The sequence below is a fragment of the Amycolatopsis sp. A1MSW2902 genome (genome assembly GCF_017312175.1).
In the GTDB taxonomy this organism is placed as follows: Bacteria; Actinomycetota; Actinomycetes; order Mycobacteriales; family Pseudonocardiaceae; genus Amycolatopsis; species Amycolatopsis nivea.
Genome location: NZ_QJPO01000001.1, coordinates 4,630,015 through 4,654,861 on the forward strand (window position 1 = coordinate 4,630,015; position 24,847 = coordinate 4,654,861).

Annotated in this window: 17 protein-coding genes; 8 read left to right on the plus strand and 9 right to left on the minus strand. The window is 66.0% G+C overall.

All coding sequences use genetic code 11. The annotated features are described in order from the left end of the window. Positions 1 to 14: 14 nt before the first annotated feature. From DMP23_RS21120 to DMP23_RS21140, 5 genes are all read right to left on the minus strand, one after another. Positions 15 to 962, minus strand: coding sequence for a respiratory chain complex I subunit 1 family protein (locus DMP23_RS21120; RefSeq protein ID WP_337822263.1), 948 nt, complete (start codon positions 960 to 962; stop codon positions 15 to 17). Next, a complete protein-coding gene (locus DMP23_RS21125) occupies positions 959 to 2,959 on the minus strand; it encodes a proton-conducting transporter transmembrane domain-containing protein (RefSeq protein ID WP_337822264.1) in 2,001 nt (666 codons plus the stop codon). The genes DMP23_RS21120 and DMP23_RS21125 overlap by 4 nt, the downstream gene beginning before the upstream one ends. Next, the gene (locus tag DMP23_RS21130) at positions 2,956 to 3,435 is read right to left on the minus strand and encodes an NADH-quinone oxidoreductase subunit B family protein (RefSeq protein WP_337822265.1); all 480 of its coding nucleotides are present in this window, start codon (positions 3,433 to 3,435) and stop codon (positions 2,956 to 2,958) included. The genes DMP23_RS21125 and DMP23_RS21130 overlap by 4 nt, the downstream gene beginning before the upstream one ends. 1,303 nt (positions 3,436 to 4,738) lie before the next feature. Then, entirely contained in the window at positions 4,739 to 6,847 is a 2,109-nt protein-coding gene (locus DMP23_RS21135; RefSeq protein ID WP_337822266.1) for a TrlF family AAA-like ATPase, read from the minus strand. Between the two features lie 57 nt (positions 6,848 to 6,904). Beyond that, complete coding sequence (locus DMP23_RS21140; protein WP_337822267.1) at positions 6,905 to 7,528, minus strand: hypothetical protein; 624 nt, start codon at positions 7,526 to 7,528, stop codon at positions 6,905 to 6,907. Positions 7,529 to 8,109: 581 nt separating this feature from the next. On the opposite strand from DMP23_RS21140, the gene DMP23_RS21145 reads away from it, so the two are divergent. Further along, positions 8,110 to 12,312 carry an SNF2-related protein gene (locus DMP23_RS21145; RefSeq protein WP_337822268.1) on the plus strand — a complete coding sequence of 1,401 codons (4,203 nt, stop codon included), beginning with the start codon at positions 8,110 to 8,112 and terminating at the stop codon, positions 12,310 to 12,312. After that, positions 12,309 to 12,893, plus strand: coding sequence for a hypothetical protein (locus DMP23_RS21150; RefSeq protein ID WP_337822269.1), 585 nt, complete (start codon positions 12,309 to 12,311; stop codon positions 12,891 to 12,893). The genes DMP23_RS21145 and DMP23_RS21150 overlap by 4 nt, the downstream gene beginning before the upstream one ends. A gap of 817 nt (positions 12,894 to 13,710) precedes the next feature. On the opposite strand, the gene DMP23_RS21155 is transcribed toward DMP23_RS21150, so the two are convergent. Both DMP23_RS21155 and DMP23_RS21160 read right to left on the minus strand, forming a co-directional pair. Next, positions 13,711 to 14,703: a hypothetical protein gene (locus DMP23_RS21155; protein ID WP_337822270.1), complete on the minus strand. Its 993-nt coding sequence runs from the start codon at positions 14,701 to 14,703 to the stop codon at positions 13,711 to 13,713. 115 nt (positions 14,704 to 14,818) lie between these two features. Further along, a complete protein-coding gene (locus tag DMP23_RS21160; protein WP_337822271.1) occupies positions 14,819 to 15,283 on the minus strand; it encodes a hypothetical protein in 465 nt (154 codons plus the stop codon). Between the two features lie 348 nt (positions 15,284 to 15,631). Between DMP23_RS21160 and DMP23_RS21165 the strand changes: the two genes are divergently transcribed. Continuing rightward, on the plus strand, positions 15,632 to 15,988 hold the full coding sequence (locus DMP23_RS21165) for a winged helix-turn-helix transcriptional regulator (RefSeq protein ID WP_337822272.1): 357 nt from the start codon (positions 15,632 to 15,634) through the stop codon (positions 15,986 to 15,988). A gap of 9 nt (positions 15,989 to 15,997) precedes the next feature. On the opposite strand, the gene DMP23_RS21170 is transcribed toward DMP23_RS21165, so the two are convergent. Then, complete coding sequence (locus DMP23_RS21170) at positions 15,998 to 17,272, minus strand: GGDEF domain-containing protein (protein WP_337822273.1); 1,275 nt, start codon at positions 17,270 to 17,272, stop codon at positions 15,998 to 16,000. A 34-nt stretch (positions 17,273 to 17,306) separates the two neighbouring features. After that, entirely contained in the window at positions 17,307 to 18,674 is a 1,368-nt protein-coding gene (locus DMP23_RS21175; RefSeq protein ID WP_337822274.1) for an MFS transporter, read from the minus strand. A 1,236-nt stretch (positions 18,675 to 19,910) separates the two neighbouring features. Between DMP23_RS21175 and DMP23_RS21180 the strand changes: the two genes are divergently transcribed. The 5 genes from DMP23_RS21180 (at position 19,911) to DMP23_RS21200 (ending at position 24,740) form a co-directional block, all read left to right on the plus strand. Next, on the plus strand, positions 19,911 to 20,288 hold the full coding sequence (locus tag DMP23_RS21180; RefSeq protein WP_337822275.1) for a response regulator transcription factor: 378 nt from the start codon (positions 19,911 to 19,913) through the stop codon (positions 20,286 to 20,288). 753 nt (positions 20,289 to 21,041) lie between these two features. Then, on the plus strand, positions 21,042 to 21,608 hold the full coding sequence (locus DMP23_RS21185) for a hypothetical protein (RefSeq protein WP_337822276.1): 567 nt from the start codon (positions 21,042 to 21,044) through the stop codon (positions 21,606 to 21,608). A gap of 196 nt (positions 21,609 to 21,804) precedes the next feature. Continuing rightward, entirely contained in the window at positions 21,805 to 22,548 is a 744-nt protein-coding gene (dprA, locus tag DMP23_RS21190) for a DNA-processing protein DprA (protein WP_337822277.1), read from the plus strand. Positions 22,549 to 22,884: 336 nt separating this feature from the next. After that, on the plus strand, positions 22,885 to 23,919 hold the full coding sequence (locus DMP23_RS21195; protein WP_337822278.1) for an amidoligase family protein: 1,035 nt from the start codon (positions 22,885 to 22,887) through the stop codon (positions 23,917 to 23,919). Further along, positions 23,913 to 24,740: a hypothetical protein gene (locus tag DMP23_RS21200; protein ID WP_337822279.1), complete on the plus strand. Its 828-nt coding sequence runs from the start codon at positions 23,913 to 23,915 to the stop codon at positions 24,738 to 24,740. The genes DMP23_RS21195 and DMP23_RS21200 overlap by 7 nt, the downstream gene beginning before the upstream one ends. Positions 24,741 to 24,847: the final 107 nt, after the last annotated feature.

Genomic DNA, 24,847 nt, shown 5'->3' on the forward strand with positions numbered 1-24,847 from the left:
ACCGTCCTTTCGCGTTACGCCAGGAAGAAGGACGCGGCAACCGCGAGCAGCGCCAGCAGGAACGACCCGGCGAGCAGCTCCGGCACCCGGAACAACCGCAGCTTCGCCAGGAACACCTCGCCCGCGGCCAGGACCAACCCGAGCAGCGCCACCTTGGCCACCCAGGCCACCACGCCGACCGCGATCGCCGCCGGGGCCGCGGACGTCGCGATCCCCCACGGCAGGAACAGGTTCGCCAGCAGCCCGAGGAACACCGACAGCCGCATCGCCGAAGCCAGCTCCACCAGCGCCAGATCGGGACCGGCGTACTCCAGGATCATGGCTTCGTGCACCATGGTCAGCTCCAGGTGCGTCGAGGGGTTGTCCACCGGCAGCCGCCCGGTTTCGGCGACGATCACGACCGCCAGCGCGACCGCGGCGAGCAGGCTGACCGGGGAGACTACCCGCGCCGGGTAGTGCAGCGTCGAGGTGACGATCGAGGCGAGATTGGTCGACCCGACCCGCACCGACAGGGCGAAGATCGCGACCAGCAGCGTCGGCTCGACCAGCGCGATGATCGTCATCTCGCGGCTGGCACCCATGCCGCCGAACGCCGTTCCGGTGTCCAGCCCCGCCAACGCGAGTGCAACCGTGCCGAGCGCCAGCAGCACGACGACCGCGAACAGGTCGGCGACCGGCCCGACAGCCGAGTCGGTCGTCGCGAACGGCGTCACCACCGCCACGACGAGCGTGGTCGCCACCAGCACCAGCGGCGCGAACCGGAACACCTCGCTCGTGCCGCGCGGCGCGAGCGGCTCCTTGCGCAGCAGCTTGCGCAGATCCCGCCACGGCTGCAGCACTCCCGCACCGGCGCGGCCTTCCAGCCGCGCCCGCACCTGCCGCATCACCCCGGCCAGCAGCGGCGACGCGCCGACGACCACGACCGGCTGCACGAGCCCGCCGACCAGCCCGAGCGCGGTCACCGGGTCACCGCCAGCACGAGCAACAGCCCGCACAGCGTGTAGAAGCCGTAGCCGAGGTAGCGGTGCACGCTGCCGTTAGCCAGCCGTCGTCCCGCGTTCCCCCACGCATGCACCGCCGCGAGCACCGGCGCGTAGAGCCGCCGCTCGATCCGGTCGGGCATTCGCCGCCGGTATTCCACTGCCTGCACGAGATAGTCGGACTCGCGGTGATGGGTGACGTCGACGTCGGTTTCCGGTTGCACCACGTTGTCGAACACGCGCTGCAGCGGTTCGGCGAACGAGGTCGCCGTGTATTCCATCCGCGCGGACATCGGCCCGCCGCCGCAGTCCCACAGCCGCGGCGTGCGTCGCGCCCGCCGCACCGCCGCCAGCCGCACCCCAGCGACCGTGGCGAGCACCCCGCCCAGCAACGCCAGCGTCAGCATCAGAGGCGACAGCGAGCCGGCGAACCCGGCCAGGCGGACAGTGACCGTCTCCGTGAGGACCGGGTCGGCCGACCCTGCGACGTTCGCGGCGACCAGGCCGAGCGTCGGCAGGACGAGGCTGGGCAGGATGGCCAGTACCGCGCACGCCAGCGCGGCGAGCGCCATTCCGGCGAGCATGCTCGGCGGGCTCTCGTGGGCGTTCTCGGCGGCGGTGCTGCGCGGGCGGGCCAGAAAGCCGACGCCGAACGCCTTCACGAACGTCGCGACCGCCAAACCCGCAGTGAGCGCCACGGCGGCCACGGACAGCGGCATCGCGATCGCGGTGGTCGCCCCTGCGGCCGGCAACCCGTGGATCAACGCCTGCAGCAGCAGCCATTCCGACGCGAACGCCGTCCCCGGCGGCAACGCCGAGGCGGCCAGCGCACCCCAGCCGAACAACGCGGTGGTCACCGGCATCCGGTCCCGCAGCCCGCCCAGCGCGTCGAGGTCGCGGGATCCGGTGCCGTGCAGGACCGACCCGGCCCCGAGGAACAGCAGTGCCTTGAACGCCGCGTGCCCGAGCACGTGCAGCAGCGCCGCCGCCAGCGCCAAGCCCGCCAGATCGCGGCGGCCGGAGGAGGCGAACAGCCCGGCCGCGCCGACCCCGATCAGGACGAGCCCCATGTTCTCGGTCGTGGAGTAGCCGAGCAGCCGTTTCAGGTCCGTGCCCATGGCCGCCTGCAGGATCCCGTACACCGCCGAGACCGCGCCCAGCGCCAGGACGAGCAGCCACCACCAGCGAGGCCCACTGCCGAGCAGGTCGAACCCGACCCGGACGATCCCGTACACGCCGAGGTTGACCATCGCCGCCGACATCAACGCCGACACGTGGCTCGGTGCCTCCGGATGCGCCCGCGGCAGCCACGCGTGCAGCGGCAGGATCCCCGCCTTCGACGAGAACCCGGCCAGCGTCAGGATGAACACCACATTCGCGGTTGCGGCAGGCAAGTGCGCGGAGCGCAGCGCGGCGAAGCTGTCCTCTCCCGTGACGAGCAGGCCGATCAGGATCGTGATCAGCCCGAGGTGGGTCATCACCGCGTACCAGCGGCCCGCGCGCGCCACCTCGGGCCGCCGCCGGTGCTCGGCCAGCACCAGCAGCAGCGACGCCAGCGCCATCAGCTCCCAGCAGACGAGGAAGGTGCCCACGCTCGCCGCGGCCGGCACCAGCAGCATCGCCGCCACAAACACCGGGAACGCGGCCTGGACACCCCGAGAGTCCAGGCCGCCGCGGGCGTACGAGATCCCGTAGACCCCGGTCACGACCGCGACCCCGCCGGTCACGGCGACGAACAGCCCGCCCAGCGCGTCGAGCGTGAACGACATCCCCGACAACGGCAAAACCGCAGGCAGGGCAACGGAAAACGACTGACCGGCCAAGGCCGAACCACCAGCGGCCACCCCGGCTGCTCCGGCGATCGCCGTGCCCGCACCGACCACCGCGGACCGCGCCCGCACCGGCACGACCGCTCCCGCGACGGCGCTGAGCACGCCCGCAGCCACCGCGCCGGTGAAGGCGTACTCCACGAGAGTCATCGGCCGCTGATCTTCCGCAGTCCCTCGACGATCGCCTCCGGCCGCGGCGGACACCCGGCGATCTCCAGATCCACCGGGACCACGTCCGACACCGCGCCGTCCACCCCGTACGCGCCAGCGAAGGCCCCGCAGTTGCGGGCGCAGTCCCCGACCGCGACCACCAGCCGCGGCCCCGGCACCGCCGCATAGGTGCGCCGCAGCGGCTCCGCCATGTTCCGCGTAACCGGACCCGTCACCAGCAGCGCGTCCGCGTGCCGGGGCGCGGCCACCAGCCGGGCGCCGTAACGGTCGGCGTCGTAAACCGGCCCGAACGCCGAACCGATCTCCACCTCGCACCCGTTGCACGACCCGGCGTCCACATGCCGCACCTGCACCGAACCGCCCAACCCCGCCGCGACCTCCAGCCGCTCCGGCCTCGGCGGAGCCGGCTCGGCCACCAGCCCGACCCGGCGGATCTTGCGCCACAAACTCAGCACTGTGCACTCCTCGCGCTCGCTGTCGTGAAGGTGCGGCCGTCCCGCCCTGGTATCGGGGCCGGGGAGCCTGCCAGACGACCGCAGCTCATCCGCCCGGCGACGCAGCCCGCACGGCCGACATCGCCGGAACCCGGTCCGGCCGGACCGGGACACCACCGTGAGCCCCGCCAACTCGTCGCCGAAGCACTCGACAATTGCAAATCTTAGCAACTGCTGAATCAAACGATCCGGTGGCCGTCCGGCGACCCGACTGCCGGGCGTGCCGCCACCGGGAACGCCCTCGTCCAGAACGGTCGGGACTCCTCGATCAACGGGCGCACTTGCCGAAAACCCACAACTCAGCGGCGATGCCCGCCACCCCGCCGAACCGGGCTTCGTCCCGCCGGACACCGGCTCCCCGCACGCGGAGTCGGGCGCACGCCGGACCACCGACTCGGCTTCCTGCTGCAACGCTCCCGCCACGCTGCCCGGATCGCAGCCGCCACAGACCGCGTCCAGCCGCGCGAGCAAACCGACAGCTCGCCTGAGAGATAACACTGGGTCATCGCCGCCCTGGACTGCGCACTCCCAGCTTCGCCGCACGGGCACCGTCGGCCCGACTGGCTCGAGTCCGGCAGCGCCGAATGGCCGACCTGTCTGCCAGCAGCAGGACTCCGTCGCCGGATCGTGAACGCGCCCCAGCACGGCACGCGCAGCCACGAAGCGAACTTACGCCGCTGCGGGCAAAACTGCGGCGCGCTCCGCCTCGCCGCATCGACCACGCTTTCGCTGCGATTCGGGACGTCTGCCGGACTGCTCCGCATCAACGATCGCCCCGCGCGCTTTTTCTGACCTGCGACACCGGGAACGTCCGCTGCCGACACGGCTGCTCGACCACGGCACCTACGCACGCTGGGATCGCGGCGGGCCAGCGGTACGGCGGGCCGGTTGAGCAGGCCGGTCTCACCGCCGAAAGTCCCGGCCAGGCCCCGCCGACCGACACCCGTAAGTCGGCTCCGAGTCGGCCACTATCGAGCACAAGGCGCAGATGGCCGAATCGATCGCTCAGAGGGTCGCCGCGCTGGCCAGCACCTACTGCGGCCTCCTTTTGGCAGACGTCACCAACGACACTCGGATCGTCAAGGGTGTCAAGGAAAAGACCATCGAGTCGCACTACCGCGGCCCGGGAGGCTCCGTGGTCGACCGGTCACGTGCCAGGCGACCCGCAGTTGGATTGCCAGGACGACCGGGGATTGCTTGTCGCGCCGGCCGAGGTCCCAGGTCCTGAAATCCATCGCACACCACCGTTCGCCGACGCAAGCAGTCAGTTGATCTGGTACTTGCTCTTCCTCTTCTGGAAGGCCTCTTCGCCGCCGTCGAGGATCCGGCATGCGTGCTCGCGAATCCCGCACTCGTCGAGAGCATGGTTCGACATGCGCTGCTTCCGGCTGTGCTCCAGCGAACCGGTGACGTAGTCAAATTTCCGATTCTTGTTGTTGGGGCGGTCCGCGCCGTGGCGGTTGGCGACGATGACCTGTTCGGAGTCCGCACCGACCACCAGGTTGGCGTTGTGGCTGGCCATGATGATCTGCCGATCTCGTTTGCTCTTCACCAGGTACGGCACGATCACCTCGTAGATCGAACGACTGTCCAGATCGTCTTCCGGCTGGTCGATCAGCAACGGCCACTTGTCGTCGGACTTTTCCAGGATGAGCGTCAAGGCAAACAACGCCTGCTTGCCGGGCGTCATGGAGGAGCTCTCGAACCCGCCGATCCGATCGTTTTCCAAGGTCGCGTAGAACCGCACCTCGGGTGTCATCGAGAAAACCTGGACGGCGACGCCCGAGCGAGACGCAGCCTGCTTGAGCTTTTGTTTTCCCGTCGCGACCTTGTCCAGGAACGACTCGGGGTCGCTGTGAATCAGATCCAGTCGCAGCAGCTGCGAGTCGCGATCGATGTAATAACTGCTGTCGCGGATGTTGAAGAGCCGGGCAAGCATGATGAGCGCATCGTTCGTCACCCGATGCTCAAGGCCGAACGACATCCCCTCGTCGCTGGTGGTTCGCGGCTTGGCCGCAAACTCGTCATGGAGCGCTTCGAAGCATGCCTCCCGCCGGGTCAGGGCCGTCTTGATGATGCCCAGCTGATGTTGCTGCCGCATCGCTAGCTCGGCGAGCTTCTCCTCTTTGGCATCGATCGCCGCGAGGGTCGCCTCTTGCTCCTTGTGATGCTGGACTTCGGCTTCGATCTCGGCGTTGTCCTGGTTCTTCCGGATCAGCTCGCGGTTCTGCTGACGAAGCGTCTCGTTCTTCGCATCGAGGTCTGCCCTCTCGGCCTCTAGCTCCGCACGAAAGCTGACGAACTCGCCCTTGATCCCGCTCAGCAGCGCGTCAGCGGCCTGCTGAACCAGTTGGCCAATCCTGCCCCGCAAGGGCTCAGGAAAGGTGGCGGCCAACGGCGCTGTCTGGACGTTGACCGATACCCCATCGTTCACCGCATAGCTGCCGTCCGGTAGTTGTGCGGTGTATATGTCGATCTCGCGCGTCTTGTCCGCGACGACGCGAATCTTGCCCTCGTTGCCTTCGAGAGCCGCCATCAGGTCCCGATAGGCGTCGATCTCCTCCGTGCTGAGGGACGATCCTTCACGAAGCTTCTCGATTCTCGCAGCGACCTTGTCCCGCGTTGATTCAATGGCTTCCTTGTCACCCAGTCGCCGAAGTTCCTGCCGCTCCTGGGTCAGGAGATCATTCAGGTTGAACCACTCTTCGACAGCACTTCGAATCTGCAGGGTGCACCCTTGCACATCAGACTTCATGCGTTCGTGCACAGCACGAAAGCCCGGATCCGCCCGGTAGAGAGCCGGCTCGATCTTCGCCGTGATCTCCTGCGGCCGGTTGCTGATCGCGAACAGCGAGTTCTGCGGGATGTAGATGACCCGACCGGCCCGCACGGTCGGATCGCCCCACTCGACGACGCGACTTATGCCGGCGACCTCGGCCCACGTCTTCCCCGCGGCCGGCCCGAGCGCGGCTTCCCTCACCTCGCCGAAGGCCTCCCGCTGCTGCTTGATCGTGTAGTCCTCGTCGACGGCATGGGCAATATAGGAAAGCAGGGCGGACTTGCCGGACGAGCGACTGCCGATGATCGAGCAAAGATTCTGGTTGAAGCACACCTCCGCCGGGAAGTCGGGCGATTCCGGAAACCTGATCTTGGCCAGATACTTGTACGGTTCTTTGAAATCGGGCCGGTCGGCGCCGATCCGGACCCGTTCCCCTGGCTCGACAAGCGTCTGCTGCAACCCCTCAAAGGTCGGATCCGCCTTGACCCAGGTGACCTCTTTTCGCACACTGGGCTCGTCGACGGTCTTTCCGAGCCATGCCCTCAACTGATCGAAAGAGTGGGCATCACTGCCCGCGAAGACCGGCTTTGGCACGGACGGCTGTTGAGGATCGGAAAACCGGTCAGTGCTGAGATACCAGTTTACAGATTTCTAACTGCCGAAGATGGCGTCCACCATCTTGTCGATCTGAACTGTCAGATTTCGCTTGCGCTCGACCGCAGACCCGCGAATACCGTTGTTGTTCGCCGGAACCAGCACGAGCACTTGATCGGATCGTGCCGCTTTGCCGAACGTATCGGCCAGCGCCGTTAGCACGTCCCCCCTGGCAACAGACGCACTCCAATACTGTTGATCATTTTCCAGCTCCGCACAGGGAATATTGCGGTCATTCGCGTCGGAAAGCTGAGCGGGCAGCGAGGACAAGAATTTTGTCACCGTCTCGGCACTCACATCCGGCCGGAACAGAACGTGCATGTCAACAGTGTCGCCAGCGTCATTGACTGCCTCGTTCAACCGCAACTCGACGTTGGGGAAGAACACCTTCTCACTCTCCGGGTACCGCTGTTCGTAGCGGGCGACGAACTCGAAGAACGAGTCGGCGCGAAAATAATCAGCGATCCCCACAACGTCGACGTCGGACGAGTGCACGATATCGCAGAACGTTTCCCAATTCGCGTCCGTGGCACCGCCGTAGCAGTCGTTCAACACGGTTCCCGGCGCATGGACGTGCAGGTCCCATTTGCGCCACACCGAGCCGCCACGAAAGAGCTTCACAGGTCATCCGCTCCTCATTATCAGTAACGCCACCGGATGGAAGCCACTCCAGCCGGATCTCCCGCTATATCGCAAGCAGGCCCGACGCCTGTTACGCCGAGCAGGAGCGCGACCGAGTGATCTCGCTGGACGGAGAGTCCGTTTCTTGCCGCCGCATCGTCAGGTCGGTCGCTTTCTGACAGGCCCACCTGGGATCGTGTGCAGTCCAGCCCGCGAATCTTCCTCGACAGAGGCTCCGCTGCCGAGGTCAGCGTCCTGAGCGCACCGTCGGAGCCCGCCAGCACGCAGTCTGTCCACAAAGAAGGAGAAGCCCTGCGGACGGGGTCAAAGTCGTCGTCGCACTCAAGTCACAGGTCTTTGCCGTTGCGGCAAACATTTTCAAAAGTTCCCAGGTCCGAGTCCGCGACAGCGACCGAGCCGCATGCACCGTTTGTCGGCCATGTTCCGATATTGTCGAATATCTCGCAGATTCACTCGAACGCGCGAACGTCGCGTTCCCCTCGCTGGTATCAGTCCTGGGCTAGCTTGTCCGTGCTCGACGACCTCTTCGTCTTCCGGACCGGCAAAGGCTGTGAGACTGCATGAACGCTTCAGTGCCCGAATGGGTTCAGCGCGCTCTGACCCATCGCGCACTGAGCAACGCTGATCAACGCGCGCTGATCAGCCGGATCGAGACCGACAGCCTGCGCGCAAAGGACCTCTACCTCCTGCTCTTCGGTATGCAGGACAGTGCTGCTGTCCCACCCGCAGTCCGTGATGCGGCGGCGCGGCGCATCGGCCGGCAACTGAACTTCGCCCCCTCAGTGCTGGCCTCGTATTGTCTGAAGCGCGGACTCCCCAGCCCGGTCCCGGACGCCGGCTACGGAACACCCGGCCCGTCCCCGTTCAAATACCGTTGCTCAATCGACCTCAACGGCGTGACGATCAACGGCGCCTGGGCCGAAGGCTGGACACGCAAAGAAGCGATGCAACGCTCACAGCTTCGCCTCCTGGAGCGGCTTGCCGAGGCGGAACAGCCCGCGGCGCCCGCACCAGTGACAGGCTCCACGCCGCCGGTTCCGCCATCCGGTTTGCCTGCCCTCGAGCCGCAACAATTCCTCTCGAGGATCAAGGCCGCGGCCCGCAAACCCGAGGCACCGCAAGAACTGCTCGACAATGCGTCGCTTCGCGCTCGGTCCGGACTCCTTCGGCACGAGGACCTCGAGTATCTGCTGCTCACGGTCGACGCGCCGGGTTGGACCGCGGTGAAACAGGAAGGACTGCTTTCCTCGACCCGGATCAAGGGGACACTGCCCCGCCTTCTTGAGACATGCCGGATCAGAGCGGGTGCGGCCCCGCTCCAATGGAGCGTCAGCGACTACAAAGACGGCAACGGGTACTTCCTCGCCGAAGTCGCGATGCGATCCGGTCGCAAGCTCATCAGCACTGGCCCCTGTCAGGCAACGAACAAGCAGGCCGCTCGCGAGGCCGCCAGAACCGCGCTTCTTTCCAGGCTGCTGGGGTTCCCGCCCGCAGTGCCCTCTGCCCGCGATCGCAAGCTGCTCTTCGCGACGAACTCGGCGAGCTGCGCGCTGAACGCCGCCGAGATGCAAGGGAAGATCACCGCGCTTGATCAGAAGCCCGACGATCGGAAGCAGCTCCCGTACGCGCATCAGGCATCATGCGAGATCAACGGGCGGAAAATAGTGGTCCGCGCGCATGGCCCGAGCAAGAAGGCAGCCAAGGAAAACGCCAGCCGGCAGTTGCTTCTGCTGGTGAACCAGCATCTGGAACAGGCACCAGAGCCGGAACCGTCCGATCCGGTGGCGGATGCCGGGGTCATCCGGACGGACCTGCCCGATGCGACGCCCGCCGCAGCGGCCGGACCAGCTGCCGTCAAACCGCTCTCACGCAACGATTTCCGTTTGCGCACAACGGAACCCGCTGTCCCGATAGCCGAACTGCTGGGCGCGTTGGAGAACGGCGCTGAGCTCGCATTCGATGTCGAGGCCCCGCCGCTGACCGCCGAATTGCTCTGCTTCGGGCCTGCCGTCGACGTCCTGCTCCGCGAAAACGAGAACGCTGTCGTCAACCGCTGGATCGGCTGGCGCACCGGCGAAATCGAGCACGTGCGCTGCGGCCGGACGCGGCTTGCCGACCTGCTGCCGACACTCGTCCAGGCGGACAACACCGGCTGGAGCGACTCCGCGCGCGTGTGCGCGGCCACCGCCCGCCTGGCGATCGAGATAATCCAGAACGGCTTCGTGTTGCCCGGGTACTCCGAGGGAATGCGGAACAGCGACCGGCAGCCAGCCTGGAAGATCGGACCCCTGGTTCCGTTCCGCCAAAATCAGCTGTGCGGCTTAGCGGAACGCCTCGAAGGCGTTTCGCGCTGCCTGCACGCCTCGACCGGCAAAACGGACAAGGTAGAAGTCCCGTCGGCCTACGAGGTCGGTCGCACCTTGCTTGACGTGGTGGCAGATCGATTCGTCCGGTCGCCAGGCTCGTTTCTCGCATTCGGGGCGGTTCCTTTCGCGGCACCAGTCACGCTCTCGGCCGAGAACGCGCTGCTGCGCCCGTGGACCGAATCGATCGAAGACGACGCGGATCCCGGCGAGCACGTGCCAGCGCTTGCGATCAAGATCGAGGAGCCGGACGACACGAGCTGCCAGCTGCGCGCGATTCTCCAGTTCCGCGGGATTCCCGGCAGCTCCGACACCGCGGTGGATGCAATCTCCGTGTGGAACGGCGACGCGCCGCCGCCCGTCGACGACGTCGATCTTCGACGCCAGGTGTGCAGGATGCTCCGGCGCGGAGCCGGGGCCGCTCCGGCGCTGCAGCCGCTCGCCGACCAGCCGTGGCCGGACGGCTTGTTGCTCTCGCTCGAAAACGCGGCGACTCTCCGCGGACGAGCAGGAGACGCCTTGCGCGCGATAGGGATCGACATCGAGTGGCACAAGAACTGGCTGACCGATGCGGTCCCTCGCGTCGTCGTCGCGTCCGGGAAAGTCGACGGCAGGCTCGGGCTAGGCGAGATCCTGGATCGACGCTGGCAGCTCGCCGTCGACGACGTCCCGATCAATAGCGAGGAACTCGCCAAACTGACCGCCAGAGCCATGCCGATCGTGCACCGGCACAACCGCTGGATCCTCCTCGACAACGAAACCCGCGCAACGCTGCGCAAGCCGCTACCCGCCATCCCTGCCGCACAGGCCGTCCTCGACGTCATGGACGGCTTCACCACCGAAGACGGGCGCACCTTCGCCTGCACCGCCGAAGACGGCATCACCCGCACCATCGATCGCCTGTGCCGTCAACCGACCGATGCCGAACTCGATCGGCTCACTGCGGCGCTGCATCCGGTCAAACCGCGCCCGTACCAGACAGTCGCCGTCGCACGGATCCAGCGCCTCGCAGCCGCCGGATGCGGTGCCCTGCTCGCCGACGACATGGGCATCGGCAAGACACTCACCTGCCTGGCATTCCACCTCCTGCCGGGCCGGCCGCACCGCGACCGGCCGACGCTCGTCCTGGTACCTAACCACGCAACTGCGAAGCGGTGGGAGGACGAAGCCGACAAGCACAACGTCGCAGTGAACACAAAACTCTACTTCGGGCGAAAGAGGCAACTTCCCGACCGAATGGACGGCGACGCGGTGATCGTCACCTCCTACAAGATGCTGAACCATGAGCACGACAAGCTGTGCTCGATCGAGTGGGGCCTCGTCATCGCTGACGAGGCGCACAAAATCAAGAACCCAGCGACGTTCTGTGCTCGGTATGCACGACTGCTTCGCGCCGCCATGCGCATCGCCTCTACCGGAACGCCGATGGAGAACTGGCCCGGCGAACTGTGGGCGCTCTTCGATTGGGCCACGCCGCGGCTCTTCGGTTCCTGTTCCCAATTCCTCTCGCGCTACGCCCGGCCCGTCGAAGAGGCAGCCACTGACGCAGAACTCGGTGACGCCCGGTCTCGGGTGCACCGGGCCACCGGCCCGTTCATGATCCGGCGAATGAAAGATGACCCCGAATTGGGACTCGAACTCCCGCAGAAGGTCAAGAACACCTACTCCGTCCCCTTGTCCAGAACACAAATCGGGCTGCTGGAAGCGCACTACTACGACGTCAAGGAACAGTGCGACGCACTTCCGTCCAGCTCTCGCACCGGCCAACTCGCCAGAGACGTCTGCTACAAGCAGCAGATGATCTGCGCCAGCCCCGGACTGTTCGAGGGCCAAAGCCCGGCGACCATCCTCGCCGACCTCGAGTACGCGGAAACGGAAGCGCCCAAACTACGCCGAACTCGCCTGATCATCGAGGCCGCCCGCACCCGAAACGAGTCCACGCTCATCTTCGTCAAATACCGCAGCACCGGGTCGCTGGTCGCCGAGTACCTCACCACGCTCGGCTACCGGGTCCGGCTGTTCAACGGGGAAACGAAGACCAAGGACCGGGAGCAAGCCATCGCCGAACTCAAAGACGGTTCGGTGGAAGTGCTGGTCATCGGCATTCAATGCGGCGGATTCGGTCTTGACCTCCCCGAGGCGCGCAACGTCGTCCACTACGAGCGCGGCTGGAATCCAGCCGTCGAGGAGCAAGCCAACGACCGGGCCTACCGGTCCGGTCAGAAACAGGACGTGCTCGTGCACTACCTCATTCATGCCAACACCCTGGAGGAAAAAATCACTGCCCGGCTCGAGGGCAAGGACCGGCTGACCCGCCTGATGCTCTGCCACGACGGGCAGCCCGATCTCCAGAACCTGACTCCCGACCAACTGACCGACCTCATCCGGCTGAACAGGTGACCGCGATGCACTTCCCCGGCGATGCCATTCCCTTCGCCGACCGCGCCATTCCGGCACCGCCGTCTCCCGGCCCTGATCCGGCCGTTCTCCGCCTCCTGGCCGGACACGCCGCCCGCCGCGCCGCGACTCTCCTGGCCGGAGGACTGGCCGACGATCCCGATCCTCTGGTCGATCTCGTGTGCTTGCTCGCCGAAAACCCACCGGCAAGCCCGGTCGAAGAGATCACTGAGCGCGCCGGAATCCGACCAAGCGAACTCCGCCGACTGCGGTTCGCGCACACATTCGGCCAATTCCACGGGGTACGGACGGCACTTCATGCATTCGATCCGCCACCTCAAGCCATGCAGCGGGCCGTCGACGACATCGCCGCACGGCATTCCTTGCGCGGAGCCACCGCCGAGATCCACCGGAATTGGATCACCTACGCCGCTGCGCAAGTCCAAGTCCGTTTGGGCACATACGGACATTGGTATCCCTTTACCCACAGCGCGACGGGAGAGTGGTACCCGGCTCGCGGGCACTCGTTCGTCCCGGCAGAGGCATACGCGGCGGCCATCGCCGCCAGGAACCGTCGACAGTAGCCCACACCTGGGCACCAGAACCGGCTCCAGAGTCACCTCGTGCCGAGCCCCGGGAATGCCGTTGTTCTCGTCGTCATCTCAGTGGCCCAGAACTGGCTGCTGCTGGTCAAACCCGGCCGTCATGGAACTCCGCTCGACACACTGGTCCAGTTAGGCGTGCACCAGGGCGATATGCCATTCCTCGTGGGCTGCTCGGAACGGGCCGAGAGCATCACTGTCCATCACGCCCCCGGGTATGAGCCGCGCAGCGCGGCATCTGGAACATCCCGCAGCAGCGGCCCGGGCCCCACTCTGACACGCCTCCCAGCGCACCAGAAGCCGCCTTGGGCCATTGCACGCTCACGTCGATCGACGAGTCGCCATATCGAGCAGGGTCAGCCGCAGCGGGACGGACAGCGGCGAACACGGCATTGGCACTACATGGCGACGAACGCACACTGGCTACCGCAGCGGGCCACCGGCGGCCCCGATAGACGACCGCTTGAACGACCGTCAAAATCGACACTAAATCGCCCCTACTTACGGGTAGCAAAATAGCCCAGGTCTCTGACCTGGGCTTTGCTCCCCCGCTTGGACTCGAACCAAGAACCCTCCGGTTATTTGATTCGAGTCGATGCGCGCCAGGCTCCGTCGATTTGGCGATTGCGCTAACCGCCTTAGAACGACTACGCGTCTGTGCCGCACAGCCGCTCCGGCCAGTACAAGGAGCGCGTGGCTTTCATGTTCGCCCAGGGCCGTTCAACGCAGGAGTGTCCGCCACGGCAAGAGACGAGCACGCACTGCACTTGCTTGCATAATCCTCCTAGGCGCGGGCAATTCATGCGGTACGCCGCACCACCCGGTCACGCAGCACAAGCCGAGCCAATCTGGCTACCTGTGCGCGCTGTATTGCGACGTCGACATCAAGCGGATCCTCCTCAAGATCGACGCCCAGTTCCGCCACCCGAGCGCTGGTAGCTGCGCCGAGCGAACGACTCGGCGTGACTACTGCGGAGCGCAAGTCCACGGCATCGAGAAACTCGTCCCGGTCCCGCGATCCAAGCCCCACGGCATCCGCGACCAACGATGCCCGCTCGCGCACCCGCCGGCAGTTCTGCTGTCGGGCGAGGAGCAGCGCATCGTAGATGTCGATCATCTCTCGCCCTAGCACGCCGCCCGCAGCAAGCCGATCTGTCATCGTCCGCCTTATCGGCTCGACGTAGCGCCACAATCTCCGGATTCTCATGGTCTCCAGTCCCCGACGGAAATCAGCGATGAGGTCCGCGGCTTCGGCGTACCACGACCCGGTCGCGATGAGCACGCCGCCGAGGCTCTGCACCAGCAGGCCACGCCAGACGCTGCCTCCGCTCAGGTCCGGACCTCCAGCCACTGTCACCAGACGCGCCATAACCCCAACGACGCAGGTTGTGCTGCCGACAATCGTTAGGATCCCCGCAACTCGCACACGTGATGGAGAATGCTGGACAATTTTCGCAAATCGCGCAGCGAAAACTGCGAAGGCGAGCCCCGGCACGCCACCGCTGATCCAGACGACCGGACCAAGCGACTCAAGCTTGTCAGGGGACAGTGATCCATCGAAGGCAAGCCATGCAAGCACACCAGTTCCGACGGCCACAACGGCGACGACGTATCTCGGCCGCAGCCAGGTCCATCCGCTGAGTCCGAGCAGGCCAAGCGGCCCGGTCACTGTTCCCAGCGAGCACGCCGCTCGCACGAAACTCGTCAGGTTCGGCACTCCAGCCGTCTCGGTCACGACCGAAGTCAACTCAGGTGCCCGGAGCGCCAGCGACACGCCGAAGAATGTCAGCATCGTTCCGAGGTACGCCTTGCCCTGCGCGTCCCGATGTCGGGCGAATACGTGCAGCGTCCGACCCCCTTCCGCCGCGACCAACGCCCCCGCCGCCAACGCGACCAATCCGTAGGATTCACGCATTCAGGCCGCGCAAGTCCGTCGTCGCTGCGAAGGTCTTGCCCATCGAGGTGACCGCGTGGTTCTCGCCGCCGAAGCCGCTGCGCAGGGAGTGCGCGTCGATCCGCTCGGCCAGTTGATGGGCGAACTCCTCCGCCATCAACTCGGCGGCCTCACGACAGCGAGGGTCCCCCCGCGGCAGGCACGGACCGGCAACTTCGGCGTCCTCCAGGAGGATGTGTCCGAGTTCATGGAAGTGGATGTGGCGGGCATGCCCGCGCTGGACGTCGCGGATCACGACGATGTAGTCCGCAGCCTCGGTTCTCAGCAGCAAGCCGGTCGGCATGGTTCCGCTCAGATCGCCGCGCATGAGGCGGATGGGTTTGTCCCGGTGCCGGTTCAGCCGGCCGATCAACGCGTTCATGCTGAACGGCCGAGGAATCGGGACTTCCCTGACCAGTCTCGCGACGTCCGCGACCATGCTCGGTTCCAGCCTGGGCTCTTCTGCTCGGTTCGCGCGCATTCCCACCCTCGTGAACTCAGCCCGCCGCAAAGGCGGGCCGCCCTTTTGCCCGTTGGCGAGGCTTGGGCGTACAGCCTGCTCCTGGCCTCAGCCCAAGCCTCGCGCTTGTGTGCGGCGCCAGGCGGTCAATCCCGGCTGCAGCATGCCTACCAGGCACTCTGCCGACTCAGGCAAGGGAAAGGCGTCGACTCACGCAGGGGTGTTCCGGGCCGCATTCACTCGTTCGGCCCACGCGGCACTCGATCTGCCAGTCAGTGAGACAGCACACTGCGGATGGTGTTAGCTGGCAACGTGTCGAGCCAGAACATGTCGTACCAAAAGACCTTCGAGTCGGCGGTCGAGATGCTCCGAGGACGGTGGATGATCGTCGTGCTCGCCGCGCTCGCCACCGAGGACAAGCTCCAGTACCGCGACATTCGCGACCGGGTGAACGAAGGCGAAGTACGACCGGACAACGGCGAGTACGCCAGCCCGCTCTCCGACCAGAGCCTCACCAAAACGCTCAAACGAGCACAAGACCACGGTCTCGTCCGGCTATACGCCGACGAAGGCCACTTCAAGCCGACCTGGTACGAACTCACCAGGAAGGGCGCGGAAGCATTGCGCGCCGTTCGCCCGCTGATCGCGTGGATGCACCGATACGAAACAGCACCTAGCCAGTAGCTGAGGACCTCAGCGGGCTTGCCTGGTGTACCCGGCGTTGATCCGGTCGCGCCCCTGTCCCTTAGCGAAGAACAGGCGGTTGTCGGCGGCAAGCAGCAGTTGGCTCAGGTCGACGTCATCGTCGCTGTACCCGTCGTCGCACGCCACGCCCGCTGTGATGCGAACCGGAACTGCCGACGAAGTACCGTCTGTGCTCGGTGAGATCTCGAGCGCCGCGACGGCGCTGCGGATCCGTTCAGCGATCTCAGTCGCCCGGACAAGGTCCACGTCGGCGAGGAAGACCACGAACTCCTCGCCTCCGAAGCGGCCCACGAGATCGGTACGGCGAACTTCACTGCTGAGCACGTGCGCCACCGCGCGCAGGACGTCATCGCCGAAGAGGTGGCCGTGCGTGTCGTTGATGCGCTTGAAGAAGTCCAGGTCCAGCATCACAACGGCGACCGGCACGTGGTGACGGCGTGCCTTCTTCAGGCCGGCTTCGGCCAGGCATCGCCAGGTTTCCATGTTTAGCAAACCGGTTTTGCGGTCGGTGCTGGCCGCGATCTCGAGGTGCTTGACGGAGTCGCTGCGGTGCAGCACGTAGATCAACGGCAGTAGGAAGAGCGTGAGCCACGGCCGCAGCTGGATGACGACCGCGGTGATCGCGCCCAAGAACAGCGTCACGATCTCCAAGGCGTTCGCGCTCCAGCCGCCGACGAGGCCCGTGATCGAACGCAGCTTCTCCGCGGCTGCGATGGCGGCACCGACAGCGAGCGAATTGACAAGCCAGAACGTCGCGATCGCGGCAAGGAGCACCACGGCGCTGGTCTCGCTCGGTGCGCTCGCCACTCCCCCGGGCGCCAGCGGGTGAACAACGCCGTAGGAGGCGCATGCCGAGACGATCATCGCGCTGGTGTTGAACACCGCACGATACGGGTCGATCCCGCTGGTCCATCGTGATGCCCTCCACCAGAGATGCAGGTAGAGGATCGCGGCGGCCACCGATCCCGCGACCGGGCCAGATACCAGCGTGACCGCCAGGATCGCCACCGAACTCATGTTGACGTGCGGCGTATCGGACAGCTGCCGACGCTGCCGTTCGAGACGCCACGTCAGCTCCGCGCTCGCGAGCCCGCCCAGGACAATGAGCACCGATCGGCCCAGGTTCGCGCCCGCTGGCGGTCCGGCCCACAGCCAGCACAGCACGAGTGCCAGCGCGAGGAAGTCAATGAGGACGACCGTCGCGAAAACCGGCCTCGGGGCGTCTCTCAGTTTCGCTTTTCTGTCAGAAGATCGCCTGAGCACGACGTTTTCCGCAGCGCCTGGCCTGTCAGGTTGCCTAGCCGCCATACTGACTCCCGTGTGTTGCCGACCGGGTCGGCGACGTCTCTCCGCGTGCGGCCCGGTCGGTCAGGCGGTCCTGGTCCCGGGGGGAGGTGCCGAACGTGCGCGGCAAGGAATGGTGATCACGCTCCCGATCTGCTGAGAACGGCTCGCTCCTGGTTGCTCCCCGGGAGCGAGCCACCCACCACCCCGCGCCCACGACCACCGCCAGCACCGCCGCGCTCGCACCGGCGGCAGCGGTCGCCCGGAAAGGACCGATTCGGTCGGCGACTGCCCCGCCGACCACGATCATGAGGCCCTGCGAGCAGTACATGACCGTTCCCGTCCGGCCCATCACACCGCCCAGCCTCCGGTTCGGCACCACGGCCACCACCAGCGCCTGAGTCTTGATCAAATAAAGCTGCCCCACCGCACCGGCCGCAGCCCACAACACCAACGTCAGACCAAGGTTCGGCCTACCCGCGCAGGCGATCAACGGCAGTCCGGCGGCCACGGCCAACACCACGATCACCGGCAGCTTCGTCGGCAACCGCACCAGCGTCGAAACCCAGGCACCGATCGCGCTGCCGACCGGATCCGCCGCCATCAGCAGACCGATCCCGATCGCACCGGCACCGAGCTCTCGACCGTACGGCGCTGCCAGCCCTTCGGGAACGATGTACAAACCGAGCAGCAGCACCAACCCGAACAACGTCACAACGACAGCGCGTCCATCACCAGGATCGGGCTCGGGCAACTCCGCAGGATCTGGATGCTCCGCGGCACGCGAAGCAGGCCGCCGACTCACGCCGCGGAGCACCAGGATCATGCTCACGACAAACGTGCCCGCGTTCAGCCCCATCGCGACATGTGGGTCCAGCCACGCCAGCAGCAGCCCTCCGCCGGCGAAGCCGACGAGTTGCGCGAGCTGCGTCGTGAACTGCCGCAACGCCAGCCCCGCTTCGTAGCGTTCGCCGCGGCCGAGGACCTCGGGCAGCAAGGACATCTGCGCGGCCTTGAACGGTCCCGCGGCAAAACTCAACAAACCGACACAGCCCCACAGCACTGGAAGCGGCAGCCCGGGCACCGCCATCGCCGTCGCGAGCAGCGCACGCGCGGCATCCGTCACGACCATGACGCTGCGGCGAGGAAGTCGGTCGGCCAAGCCCGACAGCAGTAGCCCGCCCAGCAAGCTCGGAACCAGCGTCAAGCCGTACGTCAGCGCGGTAAGCAATGCTGACGCCGTCTGTGCATACACCACCAAGGCGAGCGCCACCCGCGCGAGCTGGTCGCCGACAACGGAACTCAGCTCGGCAAGCCACAGTGCCCGGAATTCGCTGTTCCGCAATGGTTCAACGAAACTGAGCTTGCGTCCAGCAGACATTCATCCCCCGCGACGGTCATGCGCCTCCGGGACCAGCGGACGTCCAGCCGACCAGGCTCTCTTCGTCCAGGTCCCGCAGCGCGGATCACAGGTCGCGGTCGCGACGCCAGCTTCCCTGCACACCCCGACGCGCATCCACCGACGCTCGGCGCACGACAACGCGATTCATACGGCCTCCCCTGCCGATATGACGTTTGGAGGCGACTCCACCCACCGCCTCCAAGTGGATCAACTTATACCGCTGAGTGCGCGGGTGTATGCAGAACGCAACACTTCACTCAGATGGCTCAGTGCTTTTGTCCCCGTTCCCTACCTGCTGACAGTTCGGACCAGATCCCGAAGACCGGGTCATCCGCGACTTCAAAAAGAGTCAAACGCAACCGGTCGCCCGGGAGGCGGCGCCCTCCCCGACAACCGCCTCCCAGGCCGGACCGCGGCTTCCACTGAGGGGGAAAGGGTAGAGCCACCGCCCGGAAGGTGCAGTCGCAGCCACTCCGGTCCGGACTGGCGACTGATCACCTTCTGTGTTTCACCTTGCCGACACTTCGTCAAATTGTCAACAGGTGAAGTCAATTTGTGCACCCGTTGCGGCAAGGAGGCACTTGCGGTTCCGACGTGCCGGGACGGCCTCAGCCACTCAAGCATCCGCACTGCGGAGCGCAAGCCCGGATCAGGCGATCTCTCGCACCGACTGCTGGCCGCGGGCTTGCACGCCCGCAACGTGCGGCTGCTGTGCGGCGCGGGTCCGTCCTCCGGCACGAAGGAACCTGTCATGCATCGAAAACGAACCGGCTCGGCGTTTGCCGTCCCCGGTATCACCGGCAGCAAAACCTCAGCGCACGCAGAGGGCTCGCGTCCCAGGCGGGTTCTTGTCTGCTGCGCCGACACCGACGCGGCGGAACAGAAGCATCTCGCGGAGAGCGCGCCTCAAGAGTCGATCACCTTCATTCGCTCCGCTGAAGACCTCAAGCAGCTGAGGGAAGCTCGCCAGGCACCATTCGACGCCGTGATTCTCCATCAAGTGCTCGAACCCGACTGGGCCGAGCCCGTACTTCTGGCCTGGTCTCTGCTTGGCGACGGCGGAAACCTTCTGGCTGTTGTCCCGAGTGATTGGAACCGCGACACAAGCCAGCATGCCCGTGCCGCACAAACGGTCATCACCAAGTTCGGTCGGTGTCGCCAGCCCTCTCGCAAGGCCCGTCGAGCTGGAATTCCTCCGCACTTCTCCATCGCGACGTGCACGAAACCAGGCCCCCGAAAGCCTTCCTGGTGGCGGCGAACAACGCGGTGGGCGCGATGAGCCGCCGACCGGTGCTGAGCGCACGCGAGATTCAGATGCTCACGCACGTCGCGCGCGGACTGTCCAACTTCCAAATCGCGCAAGCCGAGTACGTCAGCGCTGAAACGGTGAAAACCCATCTGTACAACGCCTTCCGCAAGCTCCGCGCCGTCAACCGGGCGCATGCCGTCGCGATCGCTTACCACGTAGGCATCTTCGCGCCGGGTGCCTCGCTCGACCACGCGGTGTCGCCGCTGAGCCCGCGCCGGCGATCTCCGGCACGTCGGCTGCTGTCCCAGAACCGGTCGGTGAACCGAGAACCGCCCACCGAATAGGACGGAGAACGGATTCGCTCCTGCTCCTTGCTTATCCCAAGGCGGGTCAACGAATTCCCTCCGACGGAACCTGCCGGGTCCACGCATCCGGCAACTTCTCCTGCCGCAGGGGCCCGCACCTGGCGGCGTTCCTGCCAACAACATCGCGCCCGGCATGCCACCGGCAGGCCGCAGTCAATGCCGCTCGTCGACTGGATCGAACGAGCCTTGCACAAGAGGAAACTTTCCGATGAATCCTGATCGCCCTCCCGTTCCCGCCTGGCTGGCCGGGCGTCCACTCGCCGGAGGCCTAGTAGTTCCTTGGATAACACCGAAACTGCCGGATGGGCGCTGCATTTTCGGCAGTATCGAGCAAACCTACGCTGAACACGCCCTCGTGTATCGGCTGTGCGGTGTATGCGGGCACCGTCTCGCCCCTCAGCCCGCGGTGCTTCTCCTGCGCGCGTCCGACCTTCCTCGGCAATGCACCAGCGAACCCGCGCTGCATCCGCAATGCGCTGCCTACACCGCACTCGCATGCCCCATGGTCAACGGAACACTCGATACCTACCGCACAGCACCGGTACCGGGTCTGCCTCTGACAGCCAGCTCCGCAGTTCGCCGCGGGGCTCCCGCCGAAGAGTGGTTCTCGGTGTGGCTGAAGGAGTACCACATCGTGGTCGACCAGGGTCACCTCGCCGCGTCGTATCGCGGCGAAGAGCCCCTCCGGATCCGCCCGATCACTCTGTCCCATCACCGCCCGGGAGCATCCTGATGAGCTTGCAATCCAACGACGATCCGGCCGACACCATCGATCAGCTCCGCGCACGAGCTAACGAAGCAGAAAGGCTTGCGGCGGTACGAGACGCCAGTCTCAAAGAGATCGCCAAGTACGCGCGCGACCTGCACTGCCAGATCGCCGATCTCGCCGACGACGCGCACACCCTGTTCAAGACGAAACCGTACCCGGCGGAGGGGCTGCGCTACGTCACCGAACGCATGAATCGCCTCGCGGACACGTTGACCCGAACCGCCATCGGCTACGCCAACGCACGCACAGAGGACATGCCTTATCCCAACATTCTCGACGAACTCGCAGCGCATGGATGGATTGCCCGCCCTGATCGCGAACTCGACGGCACTCTGCCTCCTCTGCATCCCGCTGAACTCGGCGACGCACGCGGATACCGGCGTGGATTCGCACGAGGCGCTCGAACGCTCACGTTGTGGTTCACCAGACCGGATTGCGTCGCCTACGCCCACTCCGGCACCCGCGGCCGCCTCCACACGGCTGCTGAAGTCCGCGCGGTGATCAGCGGCCGATCCGACTTCGATTCCTGACCCGGCAGACGCCCGCCCCTGCCTGCCGAAATCACGTTCGGAGGAACAGCACATGCCAACGCACCCAGAACTGCACGCCCGGCTCTACCTGCTCCGAGCCGTCGAACCACCAGCCCCTGCGGTCCATTTCTTCGTCACCGACGTCAGACCAGTCGAAGCCGCGGACCAGATCCGACGCGGCACAGCTCCTCCCGCCGTGCTCAACGAGGTAACCCGCCCCGACGCCCTGATCAACGAGGACCTCTGCGCCCTCGACAACGGCACGGCGAGGCTGCTCACCCCAGAGGACGACGACTGGCCGATCGTCCGGCTCACCGGCCTCGCCGGCCAAGGCACGCCGCTTGCTCTTTGGGTCCGTGGCAACGGCAGCCTCACCGACCTGACCAGGGCAGCCGTGACGATCACAGGTTCTCGAATCTCAACTGAAGTTGGCAATCACGTCGCCGCCGACTTCAGCTACGGGCTCGCCCGCCGCGGCGCGACCATAGTCAGCGGAGGAAGGGTCGGGATCGACCAAGCCGCGCACCACGGCGCGCTGACTGCTGAGGGCGCAACAGTCGTCGTGCTCGCCAACGGCGTCGACCAGCCCCATCCACAGCAGCACACTCAGCTCTTCCAAAGCGTGTTCGACCAAGGCGGATTGCTCGTCAGCGAATACTCTATCGGAATGCGCCCAACCCGTACCCGGTTCCACGCGCGGTGCCGGTTGCTGGCCGCCCTCTCTTCGGCGACCGTGATCGTCGAAGCCGGTCGGCGCAGTGGCGCGCTCGCCGTCGCGCACGCAGCCCGCGAGCTTGGCCGCCGGGTCTACGGGGTGCCCGGCTCGGTCCACTCGGCAGCGTCGGTGGGTGTCAATGAGTTGCTCCGCGCGCGAACCGCCGAAGTAGCCACCTCCGCCGAAGACATCGTCGTCTCGAAGCCTGGTAATGCCGAGGCATAGCGCTTTCAAGTGTGATCGGTTGCGCTCCAAAGCCGAGCGAGCTGTCGAAGAAGTGCAGGCAGTCCTATAAGGACAGTTCAGGGCCAAGCTCTCAGCGGCTGCGCACCGCGGCGCGACGCCAACTGACGTGGGCCGCACCAACGGTAGCGCGGGCGGCGTGCAGCGGGCTCCTCCCAACCGCCCATCGACGCGGCAACGGGGCCCGCTGCACACCGTCTGCGCTCTTCGGGACGCGGCCCACGCCCGTGGGCCGCCGGCACCGCCGGTCCACGCCTCCTACGGCCGCTGTCTAGACGACGGGCGGGTGGAAGGTGGCTCGCGCCCGAGGAGTCACGATTGGCTACCACAAGCCAAGACGAGGACGTTTGCGTCCATTGCAACCGCGAGGTTAACGCTGAGCTCGCGCGCACAAACGTCGACGACGAACTCGTCTGCGACGACTGCGTGTTCTTGCGTTATCGCCAATGCGAGAACTGTGGTCACATTTTCCGCACCTTGCTCGTCGTCGAGGAAGACGGCGAGGAACTGTGCGAAGACTGCGCCACAGCATCCGGATACCACGAGTGCCTCGACTGCACGTATCTCGTGCACGGCCGTGCCAGGTGCAGCCAGTGCTCACCCCAGCAAGATCGCTGGGGCGAGCATGTCTATTGCGCCAGCTACCGGCCTCGGCTGGAGTTCTGCGGCACCGGCCCGCTGTTTCTCGGCATGGAGCTGGAGATCAACACGCCCGACGAGGATGTAGAACTTTGCCGGCTGTGCGAAGACCGGATCGGAGATCTCGCCTATCTCAAAGAAGACGGATCGATCGAGATCGGGTTCGAGCTTGTCACTCACCCGATGTCGCTGGCCTGGGCGCAGGAGAACTTTCCCTGGCGGCTCCTCGACGAACTGGCGGCCCGCGGCTGCGACGGAACCGATGCCGGTCTCCACGTCCACGTCAGCCGCGACGCGTTCACCGGATCCAGCCACGTCTTCCGGTGGATGAAGTTCATCTACCGCAACGCCGCGAACGTACAGCAGCTCGCACGTAGGCACGACTCGAGCTGGGCTCAGTTTTCCCCGGAGGAACGCGCTGACGTCAAGGACATCTGCAAGGGCGACCGCAACCGGCCTCGCTACTCGGCGATCAATGTGCAGAACGACGACACGTTCGAGCTGCGCATGTTCGCCAGCAGCGTCAAACCACAGGAGGTGCAAGCCGCGCTCGCGTTCGCTGATGCCAGCGTCCGCTACACCCAGCAGCTGACGCTCGGAGCCATCCTCCGCGACGCCGGCTGGTCCTGGGACGCCTTTCTTGCCTGGGCCGGTGCCCGCCCGGAGTACGACTCCCTCTCCCGCGAATGCGAGGCGCTCGCATGTGCATGCTGACCTACTTTCCGGAGGGAGTCCTGCCTGACGCGGCGGCGCTGGCCAACGGAGCAGCGATGAACCCGGACGGTCACGGCTACGCCATCGCCACCGCGAACGGCATCGTCGTCGGCAAGTCCTTCGATTTCGATGAGTCGCTCGAGCAGTTCACCCGCCTCCGTCACGAACACCCGAGCGGCCCCGCGCTGTTCCACAGCCGGTTCCGCACCCACGGAAGGACCTCGGAGGCAAACATCCATCCGTTCGAGGTCAACCATCAGCCCGACACCGTGTTGGCCCACAACGGAATTCTGCCGGCAAGTGTCCAGCCCCGCCGTCGCCAGAAGAAATCCGACACTCGGATCTTCGCCGAAGACTGCCTCGGCAAGTCGATCCCCGCGCAGTTCGACGACGCGGGCGTTCGGCTAGGACTCGAACGCTGGCTCGGGCCATGGAACAAGGTCGTCGTTCTGACCGTCGCGCCCCAGTACGCCAAGCAGTCCTACTTGTTCAACGAGAACGCAGGGATCTGGGCCGACGGTATCTGGTACTCCAACTCGGACTTCGAACCTCTCGTTTCCCCCGCTCACAACAGATACCGCGGCACATGCATCGCTTGCGAGAGCTTGGACACGGCCGATCCGGCCGGGGTTTGCGTGATCTGCGGCCACTGCGTCGAATGCGCTTCTCTTCCCGGTTTCTGTGCACGCTGGTGCCCCCGCATCTGGGCTATCCCCCTCTGCGGAGAGTGCGAGCTGCCAGCCGACGAGTGCGAGTGCCCGCTCTTCACGACAACTGTGACGAGCAGCGACGACACGATCAGGTCCACAACGTCGCCGTAGCGCGGTCGACGTCCCGGTCATTCCGACGGGACCGCGCACTGTAGCGCAGCCGCGCCGGACCCACGCCGGACCGCGCACCCCGCACCAACCGCGTGGAACCCACGCCC